The sequence below is a fragment of the Klebsiella sp. 1SOBk10mer genome, assembly GCF_046602535.1.
GTDB lineage: Bacteria > Pseudomonadota > Gammaproteobacteria > Enterobacterales > Enterobacteriaceae > Klebsiella > Klebsiella quasipneumoniae.
In genome coordinates this window covers 342,726-368,135 of the sequence record NZ_JBKIUP010000002.1, presented here as the reverse complement: position 1 = coordinate 368,135, position 25,410 = coordinate 342,726, and the positions used below count along the sequence as shown (strand labels likewise).

At 56.4% G+C, this 25,410-nt stretch carries 23 protein-coding genes; 1 reads left to right on the top strand and 22 read right to left on the bottom strand.

Annotation, left to right across the window (positions count from 1 at the left end; genetic code table 11):
• Positions 1-15: 15 nt before the first annotated feature.
• The 15 genes from lipA to leuS all read right to left on the bottom strand — a co-directional run bounded on the left by lipA (position 16) and on the right by leuS (position 15,486).
• Positions 16-981 (bottom strand): lipoyl synthase, encoded by a 966-nt coding sequence (gene lipA, locus ACLH1I_RS07535; protein ID WP_004885864.1) that lies wholly within the window; start codon positions 979-981, stop codon positions 16-18.
• Between the two features lie 180 nt (positions 982-1,161).
• Positions 1,162-2,121, bottom strand: a complete 960-nt coding sequence (locus ACLH1I_RS07530; protein ID WP_017899088.1) for a YbeF family transcriptional regulator — start codon at positions 2,119-2,121, stop codon at positions 1,162-1,164.
• 130 nt (positions 2,122-2,251) lie between these two features.
• Positions 2,252-2,896: a lipoyl(octanoyl) transferase LipB gene (gene lipB / locus ACLH1I_RS07525; RefSeq protein WP_117246404.1), complete on the bottom strand. Its 645-nt coding sequence runs from the start codon at positions 2,894-2,896 to the stop codon at positions 2,252-2,254.
• Positions 2,897-3,000: 104 nt separating this feature from the next.
• A complete protein-coding gene (ybeD, locus tag ACLH1I_RS07520) occupies positions 3,001-3,264 on the bottom strand; it encodes a DUF493 family protein YbeD (protein WP_002894474.1) in 264 nt (87 codons plus the stop codon).
• Positions 3,265-3,376: 112 nt separating this feature from the next.
• Positions 3,377-4,576: a D-alanyl-D-alanine carboxypeptidase DacA gene (dacA, locus tag ACLH1I_RS07515; RefSeq protein ID WP_002894539.1), complete on the bottom strand. Its 1,200-nt coding sequence runs from the start codon at positions 4,574-4,576 to the stop codon at positions 3,377-3,379.
• Positions 4,577-4,715: 139 nt separating this feature from the next.
• A complete protein-coding gene (gene rlpA / locus ACLH1I_RS07510; RefSeq protein WP_004885873.1) occupies positions 4,716-5,858 on the bottom strand; it encodes an endolytic peptidoglycan transglycosylase RlpA in 1,143 nt (380 codons plus the stop codon).
• Positions 5,859-5,869: 11 nt separating this feature from the next.
• Positions 5,870-6,982, bottom strand: a complete 1,113-nt coding sequence (gene mrdB / locus ACLH1I_RS07505; protein ID WP_004885876.1) for a peptidoglycan glycosyltransferase MrdB — start codon at positions 6,980-6,982, stop codon at positions 5,870-5,872.
• Complete coding sequence (gene mrdA / locus ACLH1I_RS07500; RefSeq protein WP_004885880.1) at positions 6,982-8,883, bottom strand: peptidoglycan DD-transpeptidase MrdA; 1,902 nt, start codon at positions 8,881-8,883, stop codon at positions 6,982-6,984. The genes mrdB and mrdA overlap by 1 nt, the downstream gene beginning before the upstream one ends.
• 27 nt (positions 8,884-8,910) lie before the next feature.
• Positions 8,911-9,378 carry a 23S rRNA (pseudouridine(1915)-N(3))-methyltransferase RlmH gene (gene rlmH / locus ACLH1I_RS07495; protein ID WP_002894620.1) on the bottom strand — a complete coding sequence of 156 codons (468 nt, stop codon included), beginning with the start codon at positions 9,376-9,378 and terminating at the stop codon, positions 8,911-8,913.
• A gap of 3 nt (positions 9,379-9,381) precedes the next feature.
• Positions 9,382-9,699, bottom strand: coding sequence for a ribosome silencing factor (gene rsfS, locus ACLH1I_RS07490; protein ID WP_002894623.1), 318 nt, complete (start codon positions 9,697-9,699; stop codon positions 9,382-9,384).
• Positions 9,700-9,922: 223 nt separating this feature from the next.
• The gene (locus tag ACLH1I_RS07485) at positions 9,923-10,552 is read right to left on the bottom strand and encodes an adenosylcobalamin/alpha-ribazole phosphatase (RefSeq protein ID WP_080935909.1); all 630 of its coding nucleotides are present in this window, start codon (positions 10,550-10,552) and stop codon (positions 9,923-9,925) included.
• A 72-nt stretch (positions 10,553-10,624) separates the two neighbouring features.
• Positions 10,625-11,275, bottom strand: a complete 651-nt coding sequence (gene nadD, locus ACLH1I_RS07480) for a nicotinate-nucleotide adenylyltransferase (protein ID WP_017899090.1) — start codon at positions 11,273-11,275, stop codon at positions 10,625-10,627.
• Positions 11,268-12,299, bottom strand: a complete 1,032-nt coding sequence (holA, locus tag ACLH1I_RS07475; RefSeq protein ID WP_080935908.1) for a DNA polymerase III subunit delta — start codon at positions 12,297-12,299, stop codon at positions 11,268-11,270. The genes nadD and holA overlap by 8 nt, the downstream gene beginning before the upstream one ends.
• Positions 12,299-12,889 carry an LPS assembly lipoprotein LptE gene (lptE, locus tag ACLH1I_RS07470; RefSeq protein WP_004885890.1) on the bottom strand — a complete coding sequence of 197 codons (591 nt, stop codon included), beginning with the start codon at positions 12,887-12,889 and terminating at the stop codon, positions 12,299-12,301. Before lptE ends, holA begins: the two co-directional genes overlap by 1 nt.
• A 14-nt stretch (positions 12,890-12,903) precedes the next feature.
• Positions 12,904-15,486: a leucine--tRNA ligase gene (gene leuS, locus ACLH1I_RS07465; RefSeq protein ID WP_151628511.1), complete on the bottom strand. Its 2,583-nt coding sequence runs from the start codon at positions 15,484-15,486 to the stop codon at positions 12,904-12,906.
• A 226-nt stretch (positions 15,487-15,712) separates the two neighbouring features.
• Here leuS and ACLH1I_RS07460 point away from each other — a divergent pair, with 226 nt between their 5' ends.
• Positions 15,713-16,195: a zinc ribbon-containing protein gene (locus tag ACLH1I_RS07460; RefSeq protein ID WP_004885892.1), complete on the top strand. Its 483-nt coding sequence runs from the start codon at positions 15,713-15,715 to the stop codon at positions 16,193-16,195.
• Between the two features lie 78 nt (positions 16,196-16,273).
• Here the strand turns inward: ACLH1I_RS07460 and ACLH1I_RS07455 are convergent, their stop codons facing one another.
• The 7 genes from ACLH1I_RS07455 to lnt all read right to left on the bottom strand — a co-directional run bounded on the left by ACLH1I_RS07455 (position 16,274) and on the right by lnt (position 25,286).
• Positions 16,274-18,067, bottom strand: a complete 1,794-nt coding sequence (locus ACLH1I_RS07455) for a filamentous hemagglutinin N-terminal domain-containing protein (protein WP_198079586.1) — start codon at positions 18,065-18,067, stop codon at positions 16,274-16,276.
• A 67-nt stretch (positions 18,068-18,134) separates the two neighbouring features.
• Positions 18,135-19,805, bottom strand: coding sequence for a ShlB/FhaC/HecB family hemolysin secretion/activation protein (locus ACLH1I_RS07450; protein ID WP_048323401.1), 1,671 nt, complete (start codon positions 19,803-19,805; stop codon positions 18,135-18,137).
• A gap of 372 nt (positions 19,806-20,177) precedes the next feature.
• Positions 20,178-20,903, bottom strand: coding sequence for an amino acid ABC transporter ATP-binding protein (locus tag ACLH1I_RS07445; RefSeq protein ID WP_004885898.1), 726 nt, complete (start codon positions 20,901-20,903; stop codon positions 20,178-20,180).
• Positions 20,903-21,577, bottom strand: a complete 675-nt coding sequence (gene gltK / locus ACLH1I_RS07440) for a glutamate/aspartate ABC transporter permease GltK (protein WP_002894707.1) — start codon at positions 21,575-21,577, stop codon at positions 20,903-20,905. The genes ACLH1I_RS07445 and gltK overlap by 1 nt, the downstream gene beginning before the upstream one ends.
• Positions 21,577-22,317 (bottom strand): amino acid ABC transporter permease, encoded by a 741-nt coding sequence (locus tag ACLH1I_RS07435; RefSeq protein ID WP_002894709.1) that lies wholly within the window; start codon positions 22,315-22,317, stop codon positions 21,577-21,579. Before ACLH1I_RS07435 ends, gltK begins: the two co-directional genes overlap by 1 nt.
• A gap of 164 nt (positions 22,318-22,481) precedes the next feature.
• On the bottom strand, positions 22,482-23,393 hold the full coding sequence (locus tag ACLH1I_RS07430) for an amino acid ABC transporter substrate-binding protein (RefSeq protein ID WP_004885900.1): 912 nt from the start codon (positions 23,391-23,393) through the stop codon (positions 22,482-22,484).
• A 354-nt stretch (positions 23,394-23,747) separates the two neighbouring features.
• Positions 23,748-25,286: an apolipoprotein N-acyltransferase gene (gene lnt, locus ACLH1I_RS07425; RefSeq protein ID WP_080847240.1), complete on the bottom strand. Its 1,539-nt coding sequence runs from the start codon at positions 25,284-25,286 to the stop codon at positions 23,748-23,750.
• Positions 25,287-25,410 lie beyond the last annotated feature (124 nt).

The following is a 25,410-nucleotide window of genomic DNA, read 5'->3' as shown; positions in this document are numbered from 1 at the left end:
GGGAGAAGCGGCAGGTTATTTAACTTCCATCCCTTTAGCCTGCAGGTCGGCATGATAGGAAGAGCGAACGAAGGGGCCGCAGGCGGCGTGGGTGAAGCCCATCGCCATGGCTTCTGCTTTCATCTCTTCAAACTCTTCCGGGCTAACGTAACGCTGCACTGGCAGGTGGTGACGGCTCGGCTGCAGATACTGGCCTAACGTCAGCATGGTGACGCCATGACGGCGCAGGTCGCGCATGACTTCGATGATCTCGTCGTTGGTTTCGCCCAAGCCCACCATCAGGCCGGATTTTGTCGGGATCTCCGGGTGCGCTTCTTTAAAACGCTCCAGCAGCTTCAGCGACCAGTTGTAATCCGCGCCCGGACGCACCTGACGATAGAGGCGCGGTACGTTTTCGAGGTTGTGGTTGAAGACGTCCGGCGGGGTCACCGTCAGAATCTCCAGGGCGCGATCCATGCGGCCGCGGAAATCCGGGACCAGCGTTTCGATTTTAATCGTCGGGTTTTTCTCGCGAATGGCGCTGATGCAGTCGGCAAAATGCTGTGCGCCGCCATCGCGCAGGTCGTCACGGTCCACCGAGGTGACCACCACGTAGCGCAGCCCCATATCGGCGATAGTTTGCGCCAGCTTCTGTGGCTCGTTCGCATCTGGCGCGACCGGGCGGCCATGCGCGACGTCGCAGAATGGGCAACGGCGGGTACAGATCGCGCCGAGGATCATAAAGGTCGCGGTACCGTGGTTGAAGCATTCTGCAAGGTTCGGGCAGGAGGCCTCTTCGCATACGGAGTGCAGGCCGTTCTTACGCATCGCTGCTTTGATTCCCTGGATACGGGACGAGTCTGCCGGAAGTTTGATTTTCATCCATTCCGGTTTTCTGAGCAGAGCTTCACGCTCAGTTGCCACGTTCTTCACCGGGATAAGGGCCATTTTATCGGCGTCGCGGTACTTAACACCGCGTTCCATCACAATGGGTTTACTCATAGCGTGCGTGTTCCAGTTGCGAGTCACGAAGGAAAGCGAATTAATTCAATGAAATGTTGCAATTATCAACTATTTTTGAATCAAGAGCAGGCAGTATACCATTGAAAAGGGGCAGAAAGCAGCCTGCCTACCCAGCAAATTGTAAAATAGTTGTTGTTTTATCCTTTTCCCTTCCGTGCGCTACGCCTTAAACGCCTGGATCACGGTCTCAATGATCTCTTTCAGCAATGGCTCTTTCCCGCTCTGCTTATTGAAGTGCAGCGCAACATCAATCTGTTCTTCCCGCAGGGAGGGAACATCCAGGGTTTGCAGCGGCCAGAGACGGGATACCATGGCGAACAGGCGCTCGGTGGTTAGCCCCAGCATATCGCTCTCGGCGATCATTGCCGCCTGGGTCAGCAGGTTGAAGGTGCTGAAACCGCAGCGGCGCTCGCCCATCTCCTCCTGCAGTCGACGATGCAGCGTAGGGTAGCGCTGGCCTTCAGGCAGCAGCAGCGCAAACTCGTATTGCGCGAGGGCGGATTCATCTTGTGGACCGTCCAGCGCAGGATGCCCAGCGCGGCAGTACATCTGCACCCGATCCTGATACAGCACGTGATGGCTTAGCGCCTGACCGCTGTGCAGATGGGTGTCGATTAACAGATCCACCTGGCGCTGGTCGAGCTGCCGCGCGGCGTCGGTAAGGGCGATGTTGTGCAGCAGTATTTGCGGAAAGGCCGGCTTCAGCGCGCTGGCCAGGCAAGGCATCAGCAGCGCCCCCATGGCTGGCGTAGTGGCGATAGTGATCACCCGCTGCTGGTCCGGGCTGCCGGTGATATCCAGCGCGCTAAGGAAAGCCTCCATACCGCGGCTGATGTACTGGTGAAGGTGGGTGGCATAGGCGGTGGGCGTCACGCCCTGGCCTTTGCGGATAAACAGCGGATCGGGGAACAGCGCCCGCAGTTTGTTAATTGACTGGCTAATGGCCGACGGCGTGATATTGAGTATCTTCGCGGCATTGACGATACCTTTGTGTACATACACGGCTTCGAAGATGGTCAACAGATTGAGGTCAATATTACGCAGGATGCGAAACATCTGACGGTCGTAACGTTCGTCCTGTCTGTCAGGAGATTCTGACGGCGGCGTATTCTCTGGCACGCGATGAGTCCGGTTGGGAATGATAGGCCAAGTATAGCGGCCCGCGGCGTTGCCGTGCGTGACAATTGATTGCAAAAATAATGTGTTACTTGTTCAGCCCCCCGCCGTAAGCGGGGCGCTGATCTGCCGCTTAACCCTGAGGCAGGTATTCGTGCGGGGGATGGTTCAACAGCGCCAGCAGATTGGCGACCAGCCGCGGAGCGACAGTCTCCGGGGTGGCTTCCGGTAGCCACTGACGCATTTGCGTCATCTCCATACCGGCATAGCCGCAGGGGTTGATACGCAGAAACGGCGTCAGATCCATCGCGATATTGAGCGCCAGGCCGTGGAAAGAGCAGCCTTTACGGATCCGCAATCCCAGAGAGCAGATTTTGCGATCGCCGACGTAGACGCCAGGGGCATCGGCGCGGGGGTGCGACTCAATCCCATATTCGGTAAGGGTATTGACGACCGTTTGCTCCAGCAGCGTCACCAGTTCACGCACCCCCAGCTTGCGGCGCTTGAGGTTCAACAGGACGTACATTACCTGCTGTCCCGGGCCGTGATAGGTTACCTGGCCGCCGCGATCGCTTTGGATCACCGGAATATCACCGGGCATCAGCAGGTGTTCCGCTTTGCCGGCCTGACCCTGGGTAAAGACCGGGTGATGTTCTACCAGCCAGATCTCATCGAGGGTATCTTCATCACGGGCGTCGGTAAATTCATGCATCGCCTGCGAGACGGGTTCGTAAGGTTGCAGGCCAAGCTGCCGGATTAGAATTTTATTGTGCTGCAAAACAACATCTCCGCCGGGAAGAGAGAATTCAGGTCGGGGAGTATATCACAGCCGTGTGAAAGGGAATGAGAAGACCCGGCACGGCGGCCGGGTCAGGGAAAGGGTTACAGCACCATCCGAACGATATCGATATTGCCTAACTCTTCGTACAGCGTTTCCACTTGTTCAATGTGGGTGGCGTTGATGGTGATGGAGACCGAGTGGTAGTTACCTTTGCTGCTCGGTTTTACTGACGGCGAGTAATCACCAGGCGCATGGCGCTGTACCACTTCCACCACCTGATCAACCAGCTCAGGCAACGCCTGCCCCATTACTTTGTAAGTAAATGGCGTAGGGAATTCAAGCAGTTCGTTAAGTTTGGTTTTCATGTCAGCTCCGGTGTTACGACAAAATAATAACTCCCACCAAGGGCGGGAGTTATCAGGTTACTTGGATGAATAGTATATGGGGATGGAAATCACACTTTCAAGCGTTCGATTTTTAACCAAACCAGTGGTGGAACATTAATTTAATGTAATCAATAATTTTACCGAAGAAATTACCTTCCGGAATTTCCTGCAGCACCACCAGCGGGCGCTGGTCAATGGTTTTACCATCCAGCTGGAAGTTAATGGTGCCGACGACCTGGTTTTTCTGCAGCGGGGCATGCAGCTCAGTGTTATTCAGCACGTAGCTGGCTTTCAGATCTTTCATCCGGCCGCGCGGGATGGTCAGGTAGACGTCTTTATCCACCCCCAGCGAAGCGCGATCGCTGTCGCCGAACCAGGCTGGTTCGGATGCAAACTCTTTGCCGGCTTTAATCGGGTTGACGGTTTCGAAGAAGCGGAAGCCCCAGGTCAGTAGTTTTTTGCTTTCCGACTCACGCCCTTTGAACGTCCGGCCGCCCATTACCGCCGAGATCAGACGCATCTGGCCTTCGGTGGCGGAAGCGACGAGGTTGTAGCCTGCTTTGTCGGTGTGGCCGGTTTTGATGCCGTCGACGTTCAGGCTGTTATCCCACAGCAGGCCATTACGGTTCAGCTGGCGGATGCCGTTGAAAGTGAACTCTTTCTCACGATAGATCGAGTATTCGTTCGGCACATCGCGGATCAGCGCCTGGCCAATCAGCGCCATGTCGCGCGCCGAGCTGTACTGGCCGTCAGCGTCGAGGCCGTGAACGGTCTGGAAATGGGTGTTTTTCAGGCCGAGGGCGTTGACGTAGTTGTTCATCAGGCTGACGAAGGCATCCTGGCTGCCGGCGACATAGTCGGCCATCGCCACGCAGGCATCGTTACCGGACTGCAGGTTGATACCGCGGATCAGCTGGGAAACCGGCACCTGCATCCCCGGTTTGAGGAACATCAGGGAAGAGCCTTTGAATACCGGGTTGCCGGTGGCCCAGGCGTCGTTGCCGACGGTGACCAGATCGGACTCTTTGAATTTGCCCGCTTTCATCGCCTGACCAATAACATAGCTGGTCATCATTTTGGTCAGACTGGCCGGGTCGCGGCGGGAGTCGGCGTTGTTTTCAGCCAGCACCTTGCCAGAATTGTAATCGATAAGGATCCAGGATTCGGCGTCAATCTGCGGGGCGCCTGGGATCATCGTTTTGATATTCAGGTCATCGGCGCGGGCAGCGGAGGAGAGCGCTGCAACGGAGAGCGCCGTGATGAGTAAACGAGCGGTGAAAGAGGTCTTCATGGTCAGAACAACGGCATCCGTGATGGAGTTAAAAAAAGTGCCTTACTATAGCAAATGCTCTGCGGGCCAGCATCCGACATTGCGCATGAGTTTGTTAATGACTTTTACATGCGCAAGGTGAACGGGCTGCCCGCGGCCTTTAGTTGGCGCGAGTAATAAAGGACTGCAGCTGCGCTTCGCTTTGCAGGCGCTGCTGAACGGCGCTGGCCTGCGCCTTGTCGGCAAATGGTCCCAGCTGAATACGCCACACCGCGCCGTTTTGCATGACCCGGCCTGGCACAGAGAACTGCTGGCTCAGACGCTGCTGATACTGCTGCGCCCGCGCCTGGTCGCTCACTGCGCCCACCTGGACGACAAAGTTACCGCTGGCGCTGGAGGTGGCGGAAGAGGAAGCGGCAACGGCGCCGGCGGCTGCGGCCGCTGCGGGCGCGACGCTACCCTGGATGGAGCCGGGGGCGGTCACCGGCGCTGCTGGCGTGGCGCCGGCGGCAGGTGCGGTCGCGGTGGCGGCCGCGGGTTCGCTGCTCTCCAGCACGCCGCTGTTCAGCGGCGTCGGGGCGCCGAGGAAACCGCCGCTGTTCACCGGAGCGCCAACGCTATCTTCCGGCTTCAGCGTGCTGTTGCTGATCGGGCGAACGTCAGTGGGCGCAGGCTGGTTCATGCCAGCAGCGTCACCGCCGTCCAGATTCGGACGGGCGGGCAGAGCGTAAGTCTGTTTGGCGACGGTGGTACAAGCCATTCCCGGGCCGGAAAGCGAACCGTCAGGCGCGACGATGATGGGGTCGATACGCACTTTGGTGTTGTTCGAGGTGTTCAGGCGGTCGGCGGACGCGCGCGAGAGCGAGATAACCCGATCGTTGCCGTAGGGACCGCGATCGTTAATCCGCACGACGATCATGCGCCCGTTGGCGAGGTTGGTGATCCGCGCATAGCTCGGGATCGGCAGCGTCGGGTGCGCCGCGGTCAACTGCGTCGGGTCGAAGGTTTCACCGCTGGCGGTCAGGTTGCTGTTGGGTTCCGCGTCATAGATCGCCGCGAAACCGGCCTGAGTAAAGTTTGCCGGATCCTGGACGATTTTGTAGCGCTTACCGTCGCGCTCATAATCCTGATTCGCCGTCGCGTTCGGCGTTTCATACTGCGGATCGGCGCCGCTGATCTCAACCGTCGGGCCATTACAGACGGCCGGCTGTGGAGTACTGACCGTCTTTTGTTGCACGTCATCACTCGAACATGCCGCCAGCAGCCCCGCTGCTATGCAGATCCCCAGCCATTGCTTACGCATTGCGAACCCCTTTAAACGCTTTTCGACAACATTTTTCTGTGGGTATGGATCGACATCACGATACCAAACCCGGCCATCAATACGATCAGGGCGGAGCCCCCGTAGCTCACCAGCGGCAACGGTACGCCCACCACCGGTAAAATACCACTCACCATACCAATATTTACGAAGACATAAACGAATAAAATCAACATTAAACCACCGGCCATGACCCGGCCAAAGGTGGTCTGCGCCTGAGCGGCGATCCACAGTCCGCGCATGATCAGCAGAATATAGAGCGCCAGCAGGATCAGCACGCCAATCAGGCCCAACTCTTCGGCGAGAACGGCGAAGATAAAGTCGGTATGGCGTTCCGGCAGGAACTCCAGCTGCGACTGGGTGCCGTGCAGCCAGCCTTTGCCGCGCAGACCGCCAGAGCCAATGGCAATTTTAGACTGAATAATATGATACCCCGCGCCCAGCGGGTCGGTTTCCGGATCGAGCAGCATCATCACGCGCTGGCGCTGATAGTCGTGCATCAGGAAGAACCACAAAATCGGGATAAAGGCGGCGACCAGCACCACCGCAATGCCGATCAGTCGCCAGCTGAGGCCGGAGAGGAACAGCACAAACAGACCGGAGAGGGCGATCAGAATCGAGGTCCCGAGGTCAGGCTGCGCCGCCACCAGCAGCGTCGGCAGAAAGATCAGCACCAGGGCAATACCGGTGTTCTTCAGCGAAGGGGGGCAGACGTCGCGGTTAATAAAGCGCGCCACCATCAGCGGCACGGCAATTTTTGCAATCTCCGACGGCTGAAAGCGGACGATACCGAGATCCAGCCAGCGCTGCGCCCCTTTGGAGATGGCGCCGAAGGCGTCGACGGCCACCAGCAGAATAATACAGAAAATATAGAGGTAGGGCGCCCAGCCTTCATAGACCCGCGGCGGGATCTGCGCCATGACGATCATGATCACCACGCCCATGGCGATCTGGCCGATTTTACGCTCCATCATGCCGACGTCCTGACCGCTGGCGCTCCAGATAACCAGTGCGCTGTAGGTCAGCAGCGCCAGCAGGATCAGCACCATGGTGGGGTCAAGATGGATCTTATCCCACAGCGATTTTTTGTTCGGATTATCCGTCATTATTGATCCTCCCCTGCGGTCACCGCCGGGTTTTCGCTTGGTAGCGTGGTGTTGTTATCGCCCAGCATGATGTGATCGAGGATTTGGCGCATAATCGTACCGACCGCCGGGCCGGCACCGCCGTTTTCCAGGATCATCGCCACGGCAACCTGCGGGTTGTTATAAGGCGCAAACGCCGTCATCAGTTTATGGTCACGCAGACGCTCAGAGATTCGGTGCGCGTTATAGGTTTCGTTGGCCTTCAGGCCAAACACCTGGGCGGTACCGGACTTGGCCGCGATTTTATACGGCGCGCTGGCGAAATACTTGTGCGCGGTGCCGTTGCCGCGGTTGGCCACGCCGAACATGCCGTCTTTGGCGATTTCCCAGTAGCCGGAATGAATGTCGCCTACCGGCGGCTCATGAGGCTGGACCCACGGAACGGGCTTGCCGTCTTCCACGGTGCTTTGCAGCAGGTGCGGCACTTTCACCACCCCGTCGTTAATCAGGATCATCAGCGCTTTGTTCATCTGAATCGGCGTGGCAGTCCAGTAACCCTGGCCGATGCCCACCGGAATGGTGTCCCCCTGGTACCAGGGTTTCTTAAAGCGTTTGAGCTTCCATTCGCGGGTCGGCATGTTGCCCGAGCGCTCTTCGGCGAGGTCGATACCGGTATAGTGGCCGTAGCCGAACTTGCTCATCCACTCCGCGAGGCGATCGATGCCCATGTCATAGGCGACCTGATAGAAATAGGTATCCGCGGACTCCTCAAGCGCTTTGGTGACGTTCAGGTGGCCGTGGCCCCATTTTTTCCAGTCACGATAGCGTTTTTCCGAGCCGGGCAGCTGCCACCAGCCCGGGTCAAACAGGCTGGTATTGCGGGTGATCACCCCGGCGCTCAGCGCCGAGACGGCGACGTACGGTTTGACCGTCGATGCCGGCGGATAGACCCCTTGCGTCGCACGGTTGACCAGCGGCGTGTTGGGATCGTTGAGCAGGCCGGAGTAATCTTTGCTGGAGATGCCGTCGACGAACAGGTTCGGGTCGTAGCTCGGCGTCGAAACCAGCGCCAGAATGGCGCCGGTACGCGGGTCGGTGACCACCACCGCGGCGCGGCTACCGGCCAGCAGCGTTTCGATATACTGCTGTAGCTTGAGGTCGAGGGTGAGGTAGATGTCGCGTCCGGCCTGCGGCGGCACCTCTTTGAGCTGACGAATCACGCGGCCGCGGTTGTTTACTTCAACCTCTTCGTAGCCGGTCTGACCGTGCAGGACGTCCTCGTAATAACGCTCAATACCCAGCTTACCGATGTCATGGGTCGAGGCGTAGTTGGCCAGTTTGCCCTCTTTATCGAGGCGGTCGACGTCTTTATCGTTAATTTTCGACACGTAGCCGATGACGTGCGTCAGCGCCGAGTTATAGGGGTAGTAACGGCGCTTGTAGCCTTTGACTTCCACGCCGGGAAAGCGGTACTGGTTGACGGCAAAGCGGGCCACCTGCACTTCGCTGAGGTTGACCTTGACCGGAATCGAGGTAAAGCGATGGGAGCGGGCGCGCTCCTTTTTGAAACCGGCGATATCATCGTCGGTTAAATCGACGACGTCGCGTAGCGCATCCAGCGTCTGCTGCACATTATCGACTTTCTCCGGCATCATCTCCAGCTGATAAATGGTGCGGTTAAGCGCCAGCGGGGTGCCGTTACGATCGTAAATAATGCCGCGGCTCGGCGGGATCGGCACCAGCTTGATGCGGTTTTCGTTCGAGCGCGTCTGATAGTCGTCGAAGCGAACGATTTGCACATTGTACAGGTTGGCGATCAGAACGCCGGTAAGCAGCAAAATCCCCAAAAAAGCGACCAGCGCCCGGCGCACGAACAGCGAGGATTCAGCCGTATAGTCGCGGAAAGAATTCTGTAATTTCATTCGCTGCTCAGTCTACCCTGATCATCATTACTCACGGTGGTACGGATGGTTGGTGGTAATGCTCCACGCCCGATACAGGCTCTCGGCCACCAGTACGCGCACCAGCGGGTGAGGTAAGGTGAGGGTGGAGAGCGACCAACTCTGTTCCGCCGCTGCTTTACAGGCTGGAGAGAGGCCTTCCGGGCCACCGACCAGCAAACTGACGTCGCGCCCGTCCTGTTTCCAGCGTTCCAGTTCGCGCGCCAGCTGCGGCGTATCCCATGGTTTACCCGGAATATCCAGGGTCACGATGCGGTTTTTACCGGCAGCGGCTAACATCATCTCGCCCTCTTTTTCGAGGATGCGCTTGATATCAGCGTTCTTGCCGCGCTTACCGGCAGGGATCTCCACCAGTTCGAACGGCATATCTTTGGGAAAACGGCGCAGATACTCGCTAAAGCCGGTCTGTACCCAGTCCGGCATTTTGGTGCCAACGGCCACCAGCTGCAACTTCACGCATTAACTCCAGAGTTTTTCCAGCTCGTACAAACGACGGCTCTCTTCCTGCATGACGTGAACCATCACGTCGCCGAGGTCGACGACGATCCAGTCGGCGGCGGCTTCCCCTTCAACGCCCAGGGGCAGCATGCCGGCGGCGCGGGATTCCTGAACCACGTGGTCGGCGATGGACATCACATGACGCGTGGAGGTGCCGGTGCAGATAATCATGCAATCGGTGATGCTGGATTTGCCATGTACATCAATGGCAACGATGTCCTGACCTTTCAGGTCATCAATTTTGTCGATAACAAAATCCTGGAGTGCTTTACCCTGCAAGTGTTCCCCCTGGGTGCGTGAAGATTGATAATCATAAAGAGCCTGACAGTATACCTGAACTGATGAAAAAGTCGGGTGAAATGTCTGTCGGCAGGCGTTCGCGGCGGGGTATCATCCCATCCCTCGCCGAGGATTGCATCGCCATTTTTGTAAAACAATTTTCTGCAAAGCGGCTTTGGCGGATGCTGCCTGGCAGCGGAGAATAGCAGCCTGCTCTGGCCTGTCAATGGTTCGGCGGGAATTCTTCTTCCGACTGCCAGACGGCCTGGCTATTTAATACCCGCAGGGTGGTGAAATCGTGGCGGATTTCGAGCAGGCTCCAGGCGCCATGGGCTATCGGAAAGTGCCACATCGCCGCGGCGGGCATCTGCAACAGCAGGGCGGTCAGCAGGCTCAGAACGCCCTGATGGCCGACGATCAGCAGATGGTCAAGATGGCGGCAGTCGGTCAGCGTGGGGATAAACTCGCTGACGCGGCGGGCAAAACGCTGAAAGCTTTCGCCGTTAGTGGGTGCCGCGTGCTGCCAGTCAGCACACCACGCGGCATAGTTTTGCGCATCTTCTCGTTGAAGGTCGCGATGATGACGCATCTCCCAGTCGCCGAAAAACATCTCATTGAGCGCGGCATGGCATTCGCGTGGGATAGCGCGATCGCCAAGCAGCAGATCGGCCGTTGTCCAGGTCCGCGCCAGCTCGCTACAGAAGACTTTATCGAAAGGCACCGCGCGCAGCCGTTCGCCGAGCGCTCGCGCCTGAGCGACGCCTCGCGGCGTCAGGGGCGTTGGGGCATGGCCGCTGTATAACCCGGCAACGTTGGCTTCGGTTTCGCCATGGCGAACTAACCATAATTTCATGTACAGGCTCTGACAGGCGATGGAGAGGTGGCGTTACGATAGCGCTTTTTTCGCGTCAGGCCCAGCGCGGGGTCAGCAATAGAGACCCTGCTCGCGGATGTAGTCCAGCACCGCGGCCGGCAGCATCTCGGCGCAGGACTCGCCGCGCTCGAGGCGCTGGCGAATGATCGTCGCCGAAATATCGAACCACGGTGTCTCAGCCAGGTAGATTACGCCGGAAGGGCGGCGATGCAGAGATTCCACATCGTGGGTTAAATGGCGATCCAGCCAGCGCTGATCGGCCTCATGGGCCATGGTCAGTGGGTAACCCGGCCGGCGGCAGACAATCAGGTGGACATTGTCGAGGATGGTTTCATAGCGGTGCCAGGTGGGAAAGGTGAGCAGCGAATCCTGGCCAATGATAAACGCCAGCGGCTTGTGCGGCCCCTGCTCCTGGCGCCACTCCTGCAGCGTTTGCGCTGTCCAGGAGGGGGTATCGCGCCGCAGTTCGCGTTCATCGAGCGTGAACAGCGGCTTATCGGCAATCGCCAGCTTCAGCATGTGCACGCGCTGGGCGCTGGTGGCTTCCGGCTGGGGACGGTGCGGCGGGACGTTATTAGGCATGATGATGACCTTGCTCAGGCCAATCTGATTCGCCAGGATCTCGACCGGCTTGAGGTGACCATAATGCACCGGATCGAAGGTGCCGCCATAGATTGCCTGTAAGTGAGTCATATCAACCATCAATAAAAACGTCCGCCAGGGCTTTGTGGCAGAGCAACAACGAAAGACTTTCCAGTTCGGGCCAGACGTCGTACCCGTAATCCTGTTTAAAGGTCAGTTCCGCGCGGGTCAGAAGAGTCACCGCCTGGCGAAGCTGTTCGCCGCTCAGTCGGGCGAGGGCGTCGCTGAGCAGCTGACGGCGGTTTTGCCAGACCCGATGTTTATCAAACAGCGAACGCAGCGGCGTCTGTGCCGACTGGCGCTTGAGGGTCACCAGCAGCAGCAGCTCCCGCTGTAGCGTACGCAGCAGGATCGCCGGCTCGCAGCCTTCAAGACGGAGCTGCTGCAGGACGTGCAGCACGCGCTTACTTTTGCCTGCCAGTAGGGCATCGACCCAATGGTAAGGGGTAAAGTGCGCGGCATCGTTCACCGCCTGCTCAACGCGGGGCAGCGTCAGCTTACCGTCCGGCCAGAGTAGCGCCAGACGCTCCAGCGCCTGCGCCAGCGCCAGCAGATTGCCTTCGTAACAGTAGCACAGCAGCTGGCTGGCCGCGTCGTCGAGCTGCAGCTGATGCTGTTTGGCCCGGGCGGCAAGCCAGCGCGGCAGCTGCGCGTATTCCGGCGTCTGGCAGCTGACCTGGACGGCGCGCTGCGCCAGCGCGGTGAGCCACGCGGCATTCTCCTGGGCTTTGGTCAACTTACTACCGCGAACTATCAGCAGCAGGTCGTCGTGCAGCAGACCGACCAGCGTCGCCAGCTGTTCGTTGATCGCCGCGTTGGGGCCATTCTCTGGCAGGATTAGCAACAGGGTTTGCCGGCTGGCAAACAGGCTCATCGCCTGGCTTAAGGCGAAAAGCGCCTGCCAGTCGGTGCTGTTGTCGATAGAATAGGTATGGTGTTCGGTAAAGCCTTGTGCGGCAGCGGCTTCGCGAATAGCGTCCTGGCTTTCCTGCAATAGCAAAGGATCGTTGCCAAGCAGCAGATAGGCCGCGCGCAGCCCTTCAGTGAGCTGCGCGCGGAGCTGTTCCGGGTACAACCGAATCATCATTGACCCAGCGTGGTGGAGACGCGGTTACCCGAGGACGCCGGCGCGGTGCTGCCCGCGACCGGTTTTTCTTCCTGCTGGGTGGCTTCAACATCCGCTACCTGAACGCTTGGTAGTTTACGAATCAGCTGTTCCGCCGCTTTATCGTACATTTCCTGGATAATCATATCCTGCTCGGCGTCTTTGGCTAACGCCGCCTGCGGGTTATCAAAGAACGAACGATAGACCTTAGTGGTTATCGGATAGATATCGTGACCCGGGATCAGAACGCTGGCATGGACGGTCATGACCATCTGATATTCCGCCGTACGACCGTCCTGGAACACCGAGGCCGTATCTTTCTGAATCGACGAACCATCGAGGCGCAGAGAAGGGACATCTTTACGCAGCGTGCTGGCGTCGATCAGTTCCACGCCGTTAAGACGCAGCTGATTGCGCACCGCGCGGCTTAATGGGCCATTCGGATCGCTCGACTGGAAAATCATGGTTTTCATGGTGGTGGGCACCTTGGTAGTGCTACGCAGATGCCAGCCACAGCCGGCGGTGGCAAGCACCGCCAGAGATAACAACATTGTTACCAGATATCGCACGCTTCCTCCCGCGCTTAGCCAACGACCAGATTGAGCAGTTTACCCGGGACGTAAATCACTTTACGCACGGTTTTGCCGTCGAGATATTTCGCCACCAGATGCTCCTGGCCGGCGCGCTCGCGGACCTGCTCTTCAGTTGCGTCTACCGCAACGGTAATTTTACCACGAACTTTGCCGTTGACCTGGACGACGACGAGGGTGCTGTCTTCCACCATCGCGCTTTCATCCGCCACCGGCCACGGCGCGTTGTCGATATCACCTTCGCCGTTCAGCTCACGCCACAGGGTGAAGCTGACGTGCGGGGTGAACGGGTTGAGCATACGCACTACCGCCAGCAGGGCTTCCTGCATCAGGGCGCGATCCTGCTCATCTTCTTGCGGCGCTTTTGCCAGCTTGTTCATCAGCTCCATGATCGCCGCGATGGCGGTGTTGAAGGTCTGACGACGGCCGATGTCATCGGTCACTTTGGCGATAGTTTTGTGGATATCGCGACGCAGCGCTTTCTGATCTTCACTCAGCGCCGCCACGTTCAGGGCCGCAACGTCCCCTTTGGTGGTGTGTTCGTAGACCAGCTTCCAGACGCGTTTCAGGAAACGGTTCGCCCCTTCGACGCCAGATTCCTGCCACTCGAGGGTCATATCCGCCGGGGATGCGAACATCATGAACAGACGGACAGTATCCGCGCCGTAGCGCTCAACCATGACCTGCGGATCGATGCCGTTGTTTTTCGACTTGGACATCTTGCTCATGCCGGTGTACACCAGCTCGTGGCCCGCCGCGTCTTTCGCTTTCACGATGCGGCCTTTTTCGTCCCGTTCAACGATGGCGTCAACCGGGGAGACCCAGTTACGTTCGCCGTTTTCGCCCACGTAGTAGAAGGCGTCAGCCAGCACCATGCCCTGGCACAGCAGCTGTTTCGCCGGCTCATCGGAGTTGACCATCCCCGCGTCGCGCATCAGCTTGTGGAAGAAGCGGAAGTAGAGCAGGTGCATGATCGCGTGTTCGATACCGCCGATGTAGATATCGACCGGCAGCCAGTAGTTGGCCGCTTGCGAATCCAGCATCCCTTCCTGATACTGCGGGCAGGTGTAGCGCGCATAGTACCAGGAAGATTCCATAAAGGTGTCGAAGGTGTCGGTTTCGCGCAGCGCCGGCTGGCCGTTAACCGTGGTCTTGGCCCATTCAGGATCGGCTTTGATCGGGCTGGTGATACCGTCCATGACTACGTCTTCCGGCAGGATCACCGGCAGCTGATCTTCCGGGGTCGGCAGCACGGTGCCGTCTTCCAGGGTAACCATCGGGATCGGCGCGCCCCAGTAGCGCTGACGGGATACGCCCCAGTCACGCAGGCGGTAGTTAATTTTACGCTCACCTACGCCCATGGCAGCCAGTTTGTCAGCAATAGCGTTGAAGCCCGCTTCATAATCGAGGCCGCTGAATTCGCCGGAGTTAAACAGGACGCCTTTCTCGGTCAGCGCCTGCTGGGAAAGATCCGGCTCGGAGCTGTCGGCGGCGAGGATCACCGGCTTGATGTTCAGCCCGTATTTGCTGGCGAACTCGTAGTCGCGCTGGTCGTGGCCCGGAACGGCCATCACCGCGCCGGTGCCGTATTCCATCAGCACAAAGTTAGCCGCCCATACCGGAATTTCTTCGCCGGTCAGCGGGTGGATAGCTTTAAAGCCGGTATCAACGCCTTTTTTCTCCATCGTCGCCATGTCGGCTTCCGCCACTTTGGTGTTGCGGCATTCGTCGATGAAGGTGGCCAGCGCCGGATTGTTCGCCGCAGCCTGCTGCGCCAGCGGGTGACCCGCAGCGACCGCCAGGTAGGTACAGCCCATAAAGGTGTCCGGGCGGGTGGTATAGACGGTCAGCTTGTCGGCGTAGTTGTTGACGTCAAAGGAGATTTCCACCCCTTCAGAACGGCCGATCCAGTTGCGCTGCATGGTCTTCACGGTGTCCGGCCAGTGGTCCAGCTTATCCAGATCGTTCAGCAGCTCATCGGCGTAGGCGGTGATTTTAATAAACCACTGCGGGATCTCTTTACGCTCGACTTTGGTGTCGCAGCGCCAGCAGCAGCCGTCGATAACCTGCTCGTTGGCCAGCACGGTCTGGTCGTTCGGGCACCAGTTCACTGCGGAGGTTTTTTTGTACACCAGGCCTTTTTTATACAGCTCAGTGAAGAACTTCTGCTCCCAGCGGTAGTATTCCGGGGTGCAGGTTGCCAGCTCGCGGCTCCAGTCATAGCCGAAGCCCAGCATTTTGAGCTGGTTTTTCATGTAGGCGATGTTGTCGTAGGTCCACGGCGCTGGCGCGGTGTTGTTTTTTACCGCCGCCCCTTCCGCCGGCAGACCGAACGCATCCCAGCCAATTGGCTGCAGGACGTTTTTACCCAGCATGCGCTGATAGCGGGCAATCACGTCGCCGATGGTGTAGTTACGCACGTGACCCATGTGTAGTCGACCAGAAGGATAAGGAAGCATCGACAGGCAGTAATACTTCTCTTTGCTCTCGTCTTCAGTTACTTCAAATGTACGATTTTCGTCCCAGTGAAGCTGGACTTTCGATTCTATCTCTTCCGGGCGGTATTGCTCTTGCATGGCAGCCAGTGGTCCTGTTTTCAATACAGCTACAAAATGTAGCCAATGGATGTGTTATTTCAGATCGGCATAGCATAGCCCAAACGCTAACGTCAAAACAGCCTTTCACACATTTACAGAGAGGAAAGCGGTGGAGAATATTTCGCGACTCTGTGGCTTGGCTGGCAGAGCTATCCGCAGATAACGGCTATCATAAGAAGAAGTTAACCACACCGGAGGCGAAAAGATGAACAAGGTTGCTCAGTTCTACCGAGAGCTGGTGTCGACGCTCAGCGAGCGGTTACGCAATGGAGAACGTGATATTGATGCGCTGGTGGAGCAGGCCAGGGTCAAGATTAGCCAGTCCGGCGAGTTAACGCAGAGCGAAATCAACAATGTGATCCGCGCTGTTCGACGCGATCTGGAAGAGTTCGCCCTCAGTTATGAAGAGAGTCAGGACGAGCTGACTGACAGCGTCTTTATGCGGGTGATCAAAGAGAGTCTCTGGCAGGAACTGGCGGATATTACCGATAAAACTCAGCTTGAATGGCGCGAGGTGTTTCAGGATCTCAACCATCACGGTGTCTATCACAGCGGCGAAGTGGTGGGGTTGGGTAACCTGGTGTGTGAGAAATGCCATTATCATCTTCCGGTGTATACGCCTGACGTACTGCCGCGTTGCCCAAAATGCGGTCACGACCAGTTCCAAAGGCGGCCCTTTGAGCCATAATGAGTAAACGCTTAGCCCGGGAATCTACTGCTGGTGCAGTCGACGCCAGCAGTAGATGTCATTTTAGTTGTTTAACACTTACTTGAGCGTGTTAATTTCTGTCGATTTAAAGTACTGACTTCCACCGATTTCGCTCGCGTAGTTATGATAAGCGTTCACGACCAATTTATTGCCGCTGAGCGTTCCTTTTTCACAGGTCATCAGACCCAGAAATCCGCATTTATAACCGCCATTAACAATCTTTTTGGCATTTAACGTCATGGTTCCGTCAGCGTGGATAAGACCACAATTGATAATATTGCCATTATTGTTGGTGTCAATGGTCATATCGCCAAAAGATTGAATCAGCCATTCATTAAGAAAATCTGATTTAGTGCTGATGTTGATAGTCCCGCCAATAATTTCTCCGCTATTTTGTATGCCACTGTGGGTAAAGTTCATGACTGCATTATCGCCACGAATGGTACCGCCTTTATTATTAAAACTCTTACTCTCTGCCGTTAGGTTATCTGTGACAAGAAGTTGGCTACCTTTATTTAATATGACATTCCCCTTTGTCTTGATGGCGATATTACCTCCTTTGATGGTCCCTGAGCTGCCGATCGCGCCAGACGAAATCTCTTTGTCTTTAATCGATTGAATGGTGAGGGTTTCGGTTCCGTGGATGTTTCCCGTCACATTGAGCGAGCTGCCGCTAAAAGAGACAGTAGTGTTTTTTGCACGAGTAGAACCGCCGTTATCGATATTCCCGAGGGCGCCTACCACTAATTGGTTGTCTGAAAGCAGATTGGAACCGTAGGAAGTTTTCAAATTGCCGTTAGTGGTTACGCTTAACGCCGTTTTGCTTGAGATGGTGCCGTTATTTTCCAGATTTCCCGAGGCGTTAACCACCAGCTGCCTGGTGCCTGTGATAGTCCCGTTGTTAGTCAGGGCCTGTAAGCTATTAATTGCAGTCGCACTGGTTGTTGATATGCTACCCGAGTTATTAAAGTTCCCCGCCGAAACGATCTGCGTGAGCATACCATTGCCGGTGATCGAACCTTCGTTGACCAATTCTCCGCTGCTGACCATCGACAACATGCTGTTAGAAACAATACTGCCTTTATTGCGCACGCCCAAACCATAATCGTTACCCATCATACTGATGCTATTGGCTTTAATTCCGCCAAGACTGCTGATGTCGATACTGTATTCAGGAAATAGCATCTGCAATAAGCTTGGGGTTTTACCTGCGGAAGTCATCTGTCCTGTCGTGTTATCAAAGGTAAAGCTTCCCGCGCCTAATGAGGTGTTGGCAGCGCTGAGCGAGCCATTGATAGCAATGGTTTCCGCCAGCAGCAGGGCATAGTTGTTCGAGGCATCCATACCTTTGTTGCCGATAGTGATCTTGCCTTTACTGACGGTATAGGACCCGATCCCTCCGTTATCGTTAAGTTTCACCTGCCCGGTCGTTAATACTGCTGAATTGGTATTAATGAAGCTGCAGCCTGAGCAGGAGATACCGTTCGGGTTAGCGATAATAACATCGGCTTTTTGACCCGCGACTTCTATAAATCCGTTGAGGGAACTGGACTTATTTGAGGTCACTTCATTGAGAATAACGGATGCGCTGCCGTTGGTTAAATTATTATTCCTGGCAATATTGCCAAATTTGTCATGGGTAAGATCGTCGCCGCTGTTGTTCAAAATCACCCCGTTGCTGCCGACGTTAAAATCACGGTACATATTGTGAGATACGCCAGCCGCGTTAGGTTTTTCAATATCAACAACGGTTGTGCCTGATGAGTGCGTCCATGTGTTTGGGTCGGCATAGACAAACGATGAGCTAAGGGCTGCCGCGAGTGCGACATAAGTTAAATTAAATTTGAACATCATATTTATTCCTTTAATTAAGAGTGGTTAAGAAATTTAAGCCTTATGTTTTTTGTTATTTTTGAAGTTAATACCTCCATTGTAATGAGAAGCCCAGGTTAAGAGCATCGCTATGGAAACGAACGGGTTTGATTAAAGGGGTACTCATGAAAAAGTCATACTGCGTGGCGAGCAGCGAGCCACGAATACCGCTTACTGCGCCAGAAAGCGTTTTTCCCCTCTGGTTTTGCTCGTTTCCTGTTATACGACCTATATCTACACCAAAATAAAATTGGCGGTCAGGCGTCGGGATATCCCAGATAAAATCATTGCGCCAGTACCATCCCTGATTGCCGGACAGGCTGTTTTCCCCGTCGAACCCGCGCACGGTCCAGCGGCTGCCAATATTGAATTTATTATCCGAGGAGAGTGGGTCCGGGCTGAACTGCGCGCTCAATCGGGGCGCCCAGGTAAATGCGTCGCCAGCCGCGTCAAATTTCATCATCGCCTGCAGGTTCGCATGGACGATCCGCGACAGCGGGCTGTACATCCCGGCTTTCTCCTCCGGCGTTGCCGTTGAGCTGAGCCACGGCAGGCTGCGCTGGATGCCAATGCTGGCGTCGACGATTTTTTTATTAAAATAGTGCTGATGGTTGAGGGTAAGCTCCCATGATGGCGTTTGCTTGCGCATGACCTGCAGTTCGCTGCCGCCGAAGTAATAGTGCGAGGTGCTCTTGGCAATTCGGAGGTCGGCGGTGGTTTTTTGCTGGCGGGTGTGGGAGAGCAGTCGGCTCAGCGTGGCGCTGTAGTAACGATTCTTGCTCTTATAATCCATCGTTGACCAGTTGCCGTTGAACTGCTGGCGATACTGGCTATATGCCCCGTAGGCGCTTAGTGACCAGTAGCCAAAGGGGATGGAGTAGTACAGGCTACCGTTATGGTTGCCGTCATTGTGTTGGTTGAATTCAATATCGCCCCCGCCGGAAATATACAGAATGTCGTTAAGAGTGGTCAGATCATAGAGATAGAGGGCGCCACCGGCCTGATAGCGGCCGCTGGCTTTGCTGCCGGCGTCGTCAAGCCAGGCGCCAAGCTGCCATTTTTTCTCCAGGCTGCGGGCGATCTGAAGATCGCTTTCCCCCTCGCGCTGGCCAGGCAGCAGTTTCATGTGCGCCGTAGAACCCGGCAGGCGCTGCAGATTGGCCATACCCTGCTCAAGGTCGCTTAAACGCAGGATAGCGCCGGGAGACAGGGGCAGTGAATTCCACAGACGGGTGATGTCTGATCCGCCGGCATAGTCGATAGCGCCCACTTTGCCATACTTCAGTGTCAGCCGGAGGATGCCTTGCTCCAGCGACTGGGAGGGAACATCAATCAGAGAGGTGATATAGCCTTGCACGATCAGTTCGTTTTGAAGCCTATACGCCAGCAGGCGTATACCCTCGCTACCCAGACAGCGGCCCTGTGCCTGCTGCGCGGTTTTCGCCAGTAATTTCCGGGTGAGCGCCTGGTTATCGGAATCGATGTCGACTTTATTGATTAATCTGCAATGTGCTTCCACAGGAAAGTGGATACCCTGTGGCGCCCCGCGCTGTTGTGAGGACTGAAACTCCTGTTGCTGCGGGGTCAGCGCCTCCTGGCGAGCTTTATCCTGCTCGGTCTGATGAGCTGAGGTGGTCAATTGCGCAGCACTGACGGCAGAGGCGCCAGCCAGCGTTATAAACAGCAGCCCGGTGAGCGAGCGAGATCGAATTAACATGAAGCAATATCCATTTGTTTCATTGGTTCGGCGACGCATCAATACCATTACCTCTGGCAAAATGATTGATGGCCTTTATTTCGGCGCAGGCAAGGTCAGGCAAGAATATTATATTTAATCAATACCATAATCATGCGACGAACCTGTTACGAGGCGTTATATGCTAGCGGTGGTGGAAATACCGGTCCACGAATTCATTAGTGATTTTTTTATGAATTGATCGATTTAATAAATAAGTTCAGTTTGTCTCGCTGAAATGTATTTATTATGTAAATGATATTGGCGGTAATGGCGCGCACAAATAATATTGGCGAATAATATGGCGGGAAAGATAAACTGCGCATACCGGGTGGTATGCGCAGCGAATAACGATTAATGCAGAATTTTGGCGAGGAAATCTTTAGCGCGATCGGATTGTGGATTGGCGAAGAAGGCCTCTTTATCGGCATCTTCGACTATCTTTCCTTCATCCATAAAGATCACCCGGTTGGCCACCTTGCGGGCGAAGCCCATTTCGTGGGTAACCACCATCATCGTCATCCCTTCGTTGGCCAGTTCCACCATGACGTCCAGTACCTCGTTGATCATCTCCGGGTCGAGCGCTGAGGTGGGCTCATCAAACAGCATAGCGATCGGGTCCATACACAGGGCTCGGGCAATGGCCACGCGCTGCTGCTGGCCGCCGGAGAGCTGCGCCGGATATTTTTCCGCGTGCGCCGCCAGGCCAACGCGCTCCAGCAGCTTGAGACCCTTCTTGCGCGACGACGCTTTGTCACGATTGAGAACCTTAACCTGCGCCAGCGTCAGGTTGTCGATAATCGACAGGTGCGGGAACAGTTCAAAATGCTGAAACACCATTCCGACGTGCGAGCGCAGTTTGGCAAGATTGGTCTTTTTATCGTTAACCACGGTGCCATCGACGATAATCTGCCCCTGCTGCACCGGCTCAAGGCCGTTTACGGTTTTAATCAGCGTGGATTTACCGGAGCCTGACGGCCCGCAGACCACCACGACTTCGCCTTTTTTCACTTCCGTGGAGCAATCGGTCAGCACCTGAAAGTGACCATACCATTTTGAAACGTTTTTCAGGGTAATCATTACACAGTCCTTTTCTTCAACCAGCTGACCAACAGCGAGGCGCTGAGGCTAATCACAAAATAGACGCCGCCCGCGAACAGGATCATTTCGACCTGGGTCCCGTCACGCTCGCCAATCGTGGAGGCGGTACGGAAGAAGTCGGCGAGGCTCAATACATACACCAGCGAGGTATCCTGGAACAGGACGATCCCCTGGGTTAACAGCAGCGGCACCATGGCGCGGAAGGCCTGCGGCAGGATCACCAGCCGCATCGACTGCCAGTGGGTCATTCCCAGCGCCAGCGCGGCGCTTGACTGGCCGCGGGAGATGCTCTGGATACCGGCGCGGATAATCTCTGAATAGTAGGCGGCCTCGAACATCGAAAAGGCCACCATCGCCGAGATCAGGCGAATATCCGTTTTCGGCGACAGTCCCAGCACGTTCTGCAGGAAGCCCGGGACAATCAGGTAGAACCACAGCAGAACCATCACCAGCGGGATAGAACGGAACACGTTAACGTAGGATTTAGCAAACCAGGCCAGCGGCAGAAAGCTGGACAGGCGCATGACCGCCAGCAGGGTGCCCCAGACGATGCCGACCACGATGGCGATCACCGTAATCTTCAGGGTGATCACCAGCCCTGCCAGCAGGTAGGGCATGGAGGGAACGATCGAACTCCAGTCAAAATCGTACATTATTTGCCTCCCATATTGCCAGGCAGGCGAACCTTACGCTCGACCACATACATAATCAGCATAATCACCGCGTTGATGAAAACATAGGCCAGGGTGATGGCGGTAAAAGACTCCCAGGCATGAGCTGAGTAGTCCAGCAGTTTGCCCGCCTGCGCGGCCATATCGGCCAGACCGATGGTGGAGGCGATGGCCGAGTTTTTCACCAGGTTCATCATCTCCGAGGTCATCGGCGGCACGATAACGCGATAGGCGTTCGGCAGCAGCACGTAGCGGTAGGTTTGCGGCAGGGTCAACCCCATCGCCAGACCGGCGTTCTTTTGCCCGCGCGGCAGCGACTGGATAGCGGCGCGTACCTGCTCGCAGACGCGAGCGGCGGTAAACAGCCCCAGGCACAGCATGGAGGAGACAAAGAACTGAATGTTTGGGTCCAGCTCCGATTTAAACCACATGCCGATATTTTCCGGCAGGAATTCCGGCACCACCAGGTACCAGGTAAAGAACTGCACGATCAGCGGCACGTTGCGAAACAGTTCGACATAGCAGGTGCCAATGCCCGAGAGGAAGCGATTGGGGACCGTGCGTAAAATGCCGAACAGCGAGCCGACGAGAAAAGCGATGATCCAGGCCGAGATGGAGAGGGCGACGGTGATCTGAAAACCGCTCCACAGCCAGCCCAGGTAGGTAGTGTTGCCGAAGGGGGCCTGTTGCAGGAATATCCCCCAGTTCCAGTCTATTGACATACATGACTCCTGGAAAAAAAAGGGTAGCCATTGCTACCCTCGAAGACGGTTGTCCAGCTTGTTTCGGTATTCGCGGCGGCTGGGGAACGACCAGCCGCCGTATAGTCTGTCCGTGCTGTGACAATCATCGGGAGGGCAGGATATCCCGCCCCTGGTTGTTATAATTAGTTCAGTGCTTTGTCATTAGGTGATTTGAACAGCGCTTTCATGTCGTCCGACAGCTCGAAGTTCAGGTTAAGATTTTTTGGCGGAATCGGGTTTTTGAACCATTTGTCGAACCACTTCGCCGCTTCGCCAGAGGTCTGGGCCTGGGCAACGGTTTCATCGACCAATGCCTTGAAGGTCGGATCGTCCTTACGCAGCATGCAGCCATAGGCTTCTTTCGACTGCGCGGTGCCGACGATTTCCCAGTTATCCGGTTTCTTCGCCTTGGCGCGTTCGCCGGCCAGCAAAGCGTCATCCATCATAAAGGCCACCGCGCGTCCGCTTTCCAGAGTACGGAAAGAGTCGCCATGATCTTTGGCGCTGATGATGCGCATATTCATTTTTTTCTCATCGTTCAGCTTATGCAGCAGGATCTCAGAGGTGGTCCCGGAGGTGACGACGACCGCTTTATCCTTCAGGTCCGGGAAATCTTTGATCGGGCCGCCTTTCTTCACCAGCAGACGGGTGCCGACGACGAAGATAGTATCGGAGAAGGCCGCCTGTTTCTGGCGCTCGAGGTTGTTGGTGGTAGAGCCGCACTCGAAATCAAAGGTGCCATTCTGCAGCAGCGGAATACGATTCTGCGAGGTGACCGGGATCAGTTTGACCTGCAGATCGGGTTTGTTCAGTTTTTTCTTGATGGCATCGACGATGGCGTTGGAGTAGTCCTGAGAGTAACCCACAACCTTCTGTTGGTTATCGTAGTAAGAGAAAGGGACGGAAGATTCGCGATGGCCGACAACGATAACGCCATTTTTCGCGATCTTATCCAGAGTGCTCTGGCCAGCCGCCGGGGCAGCATCTTCCGCCTGCGCCAGACCAGCGGTCATTCCCATTACCAGCATTGCCGTGGCCAGTTTACGTAATTGCATATCCAACTCCTTATCCGCAGCGTCACCGACGCTATTGATACCCATTGTGATTGTGTGTGTTGTTATTAGGGGCACGCATCCACGTGCCGCATTTGTATGTGTTTGTTAGCATTTAGTTTGGCTTAATGTAAATATTTTGCTGCTTTATTGTTTATTTTTGCGAAGCGCTCCGCACCAATGGGAGGCAAATATCTTCCATTGCACCAAAATAGCGCGACCACCGATCGTTTATGGTGCAACCCGGTTGCACTGGGCCGGAGGACGGCGCTACCCGATTAAATAAAGCAATGACTGTGCCAGGGTGGCAAATGACGGGAAGAAAAAAGCCGGCGACGGGCGTCGCCGGTAGAGAACTTATCGGCGACGCTGACGCAGGCTCATCAGCAGCGCACCGAAGCCGAGCAGCGCCGTCAGCGCCCACAGCGGCCAGTTGCCAGTGCGAGCGTAAGGGGTCATGCCGCTGGTGGGCGTCACGGTGGTGGTCAACACCTCACGGGTAAACTGCGGGATCATCTTCTGGATCTCGCCGCGCGGGCCGATCACGGCGGTAATGCCGTTGTTGGTACTGCGCAGCAGGGGGCGGGCCAGCTCCAGGGCGCGCATCCGCGCCATCTGGAAGTGTTGCCACGGGCCGATGGACTTGCCGAACCAGGCGTCGTTAGAGATGGTCAGCAGGAAGTCGGTATCCGGACGGAAGTTATCCCGCACCTGTTCCCCGAGGATGATCTCGTAGCAGATGGCCGCGGTCAGCTTCAGGTTATGCGCCATCAGCTGCGGCTGCACGTAGGGACCGCGGCTGAAGGAGGACATCGGCAGGTCGAAGAATGGCGCCAGCGGACGCAGAATCGACTCCAGCGGTACAAACTCGCCGAACGGCACCAGATGGTTCTTGTTGTAGCGGTTGGTCGAGTCGTAGCGGTACGGGTTATCTTTGCCGAGGGTAATGATGGTGTTGTAGGTGTCGTAGCGATTCTGCTTATTAAGACGCGCGTCGACGATGCCGGTGATCAGCGAGCTGTCTTTTGCGCGCAGCAGATCGTCCATCATGCTGAGGAACTGCTGCTGGTTGATCTCCAGATCCGGGATCGCCGATTCAGGCCAGATAATCAGCTGCGAGTGGCCGATATGCGGCTGGGTCAGCGCCAGGTAGGTTTTCAGGGTATTAACCAGCTGGTTCTCGTCCCACTTCATGGCCTGCGGGATATCGCCTTGCACCAGCGAGACCTGCGTCGTGCGCTCCGGCAGCAGCTGATACCACTGGATATAGCGCAGCGGGAACGGCAGGGCGAACAGCACCGCGGCGATCACCAGCGCCTTCCCGTTGCGCTGCACGAGGGCCAGAGCCAGCAGGCCGCTAACCATCATCAGCAGGAAGTTGATCGCCTCAACCCCCATCACCGGCGCCAGGCCTTTCAGCGGGCCGTCGATCTGGCTATAGCCGAACTGCAGCCACGGAAAGCCGGTCAGCACCCAACCGCGCAGGAACTCGGTGATCTGCCAGACGACGGGAGCGGCGATCGCCACCCGTAGCCAGCTGGTTTTGGGCCAAAGCCGGGCGAGCAGGCCGGCAAACAGGCCGGTGTAGAGCGACAGATAGGCCGCAAGCAAAACGACGAGGAAGACGTTAACCGGACCCGGCATACCGCCAAACTGCGCAATACTGACATAAACCCAGTTGATTCCCGTGCCGAACAGGCCAAGTCCCCAGAAATAGCCGATGCCGGCGCTTTGCAGCGGGCGGCGGTTAAGGGTTAACGCCTGCAGACCGACCAGTGAAATAATCGCTGCTGGCCAGAAGTCGTAAGGTGAAAAAGCCAGCGTTCCGCTGGCTCCGAATAGCAGCGCCAGCAGCAGACGTACGCGCTGGCGTTCAAGAAGAGAGGCAAATACCATTTAGGCTAATCGTCCCGTAAATTAACGCCTGTTGCCACAGGCTATGCTGTTTGCCAGCCGGGGGAGGGGACAACCGAGTATCGCCACGGTCTGTCTCCCGGCTGGCCGTGACCTTCAGCGCCGC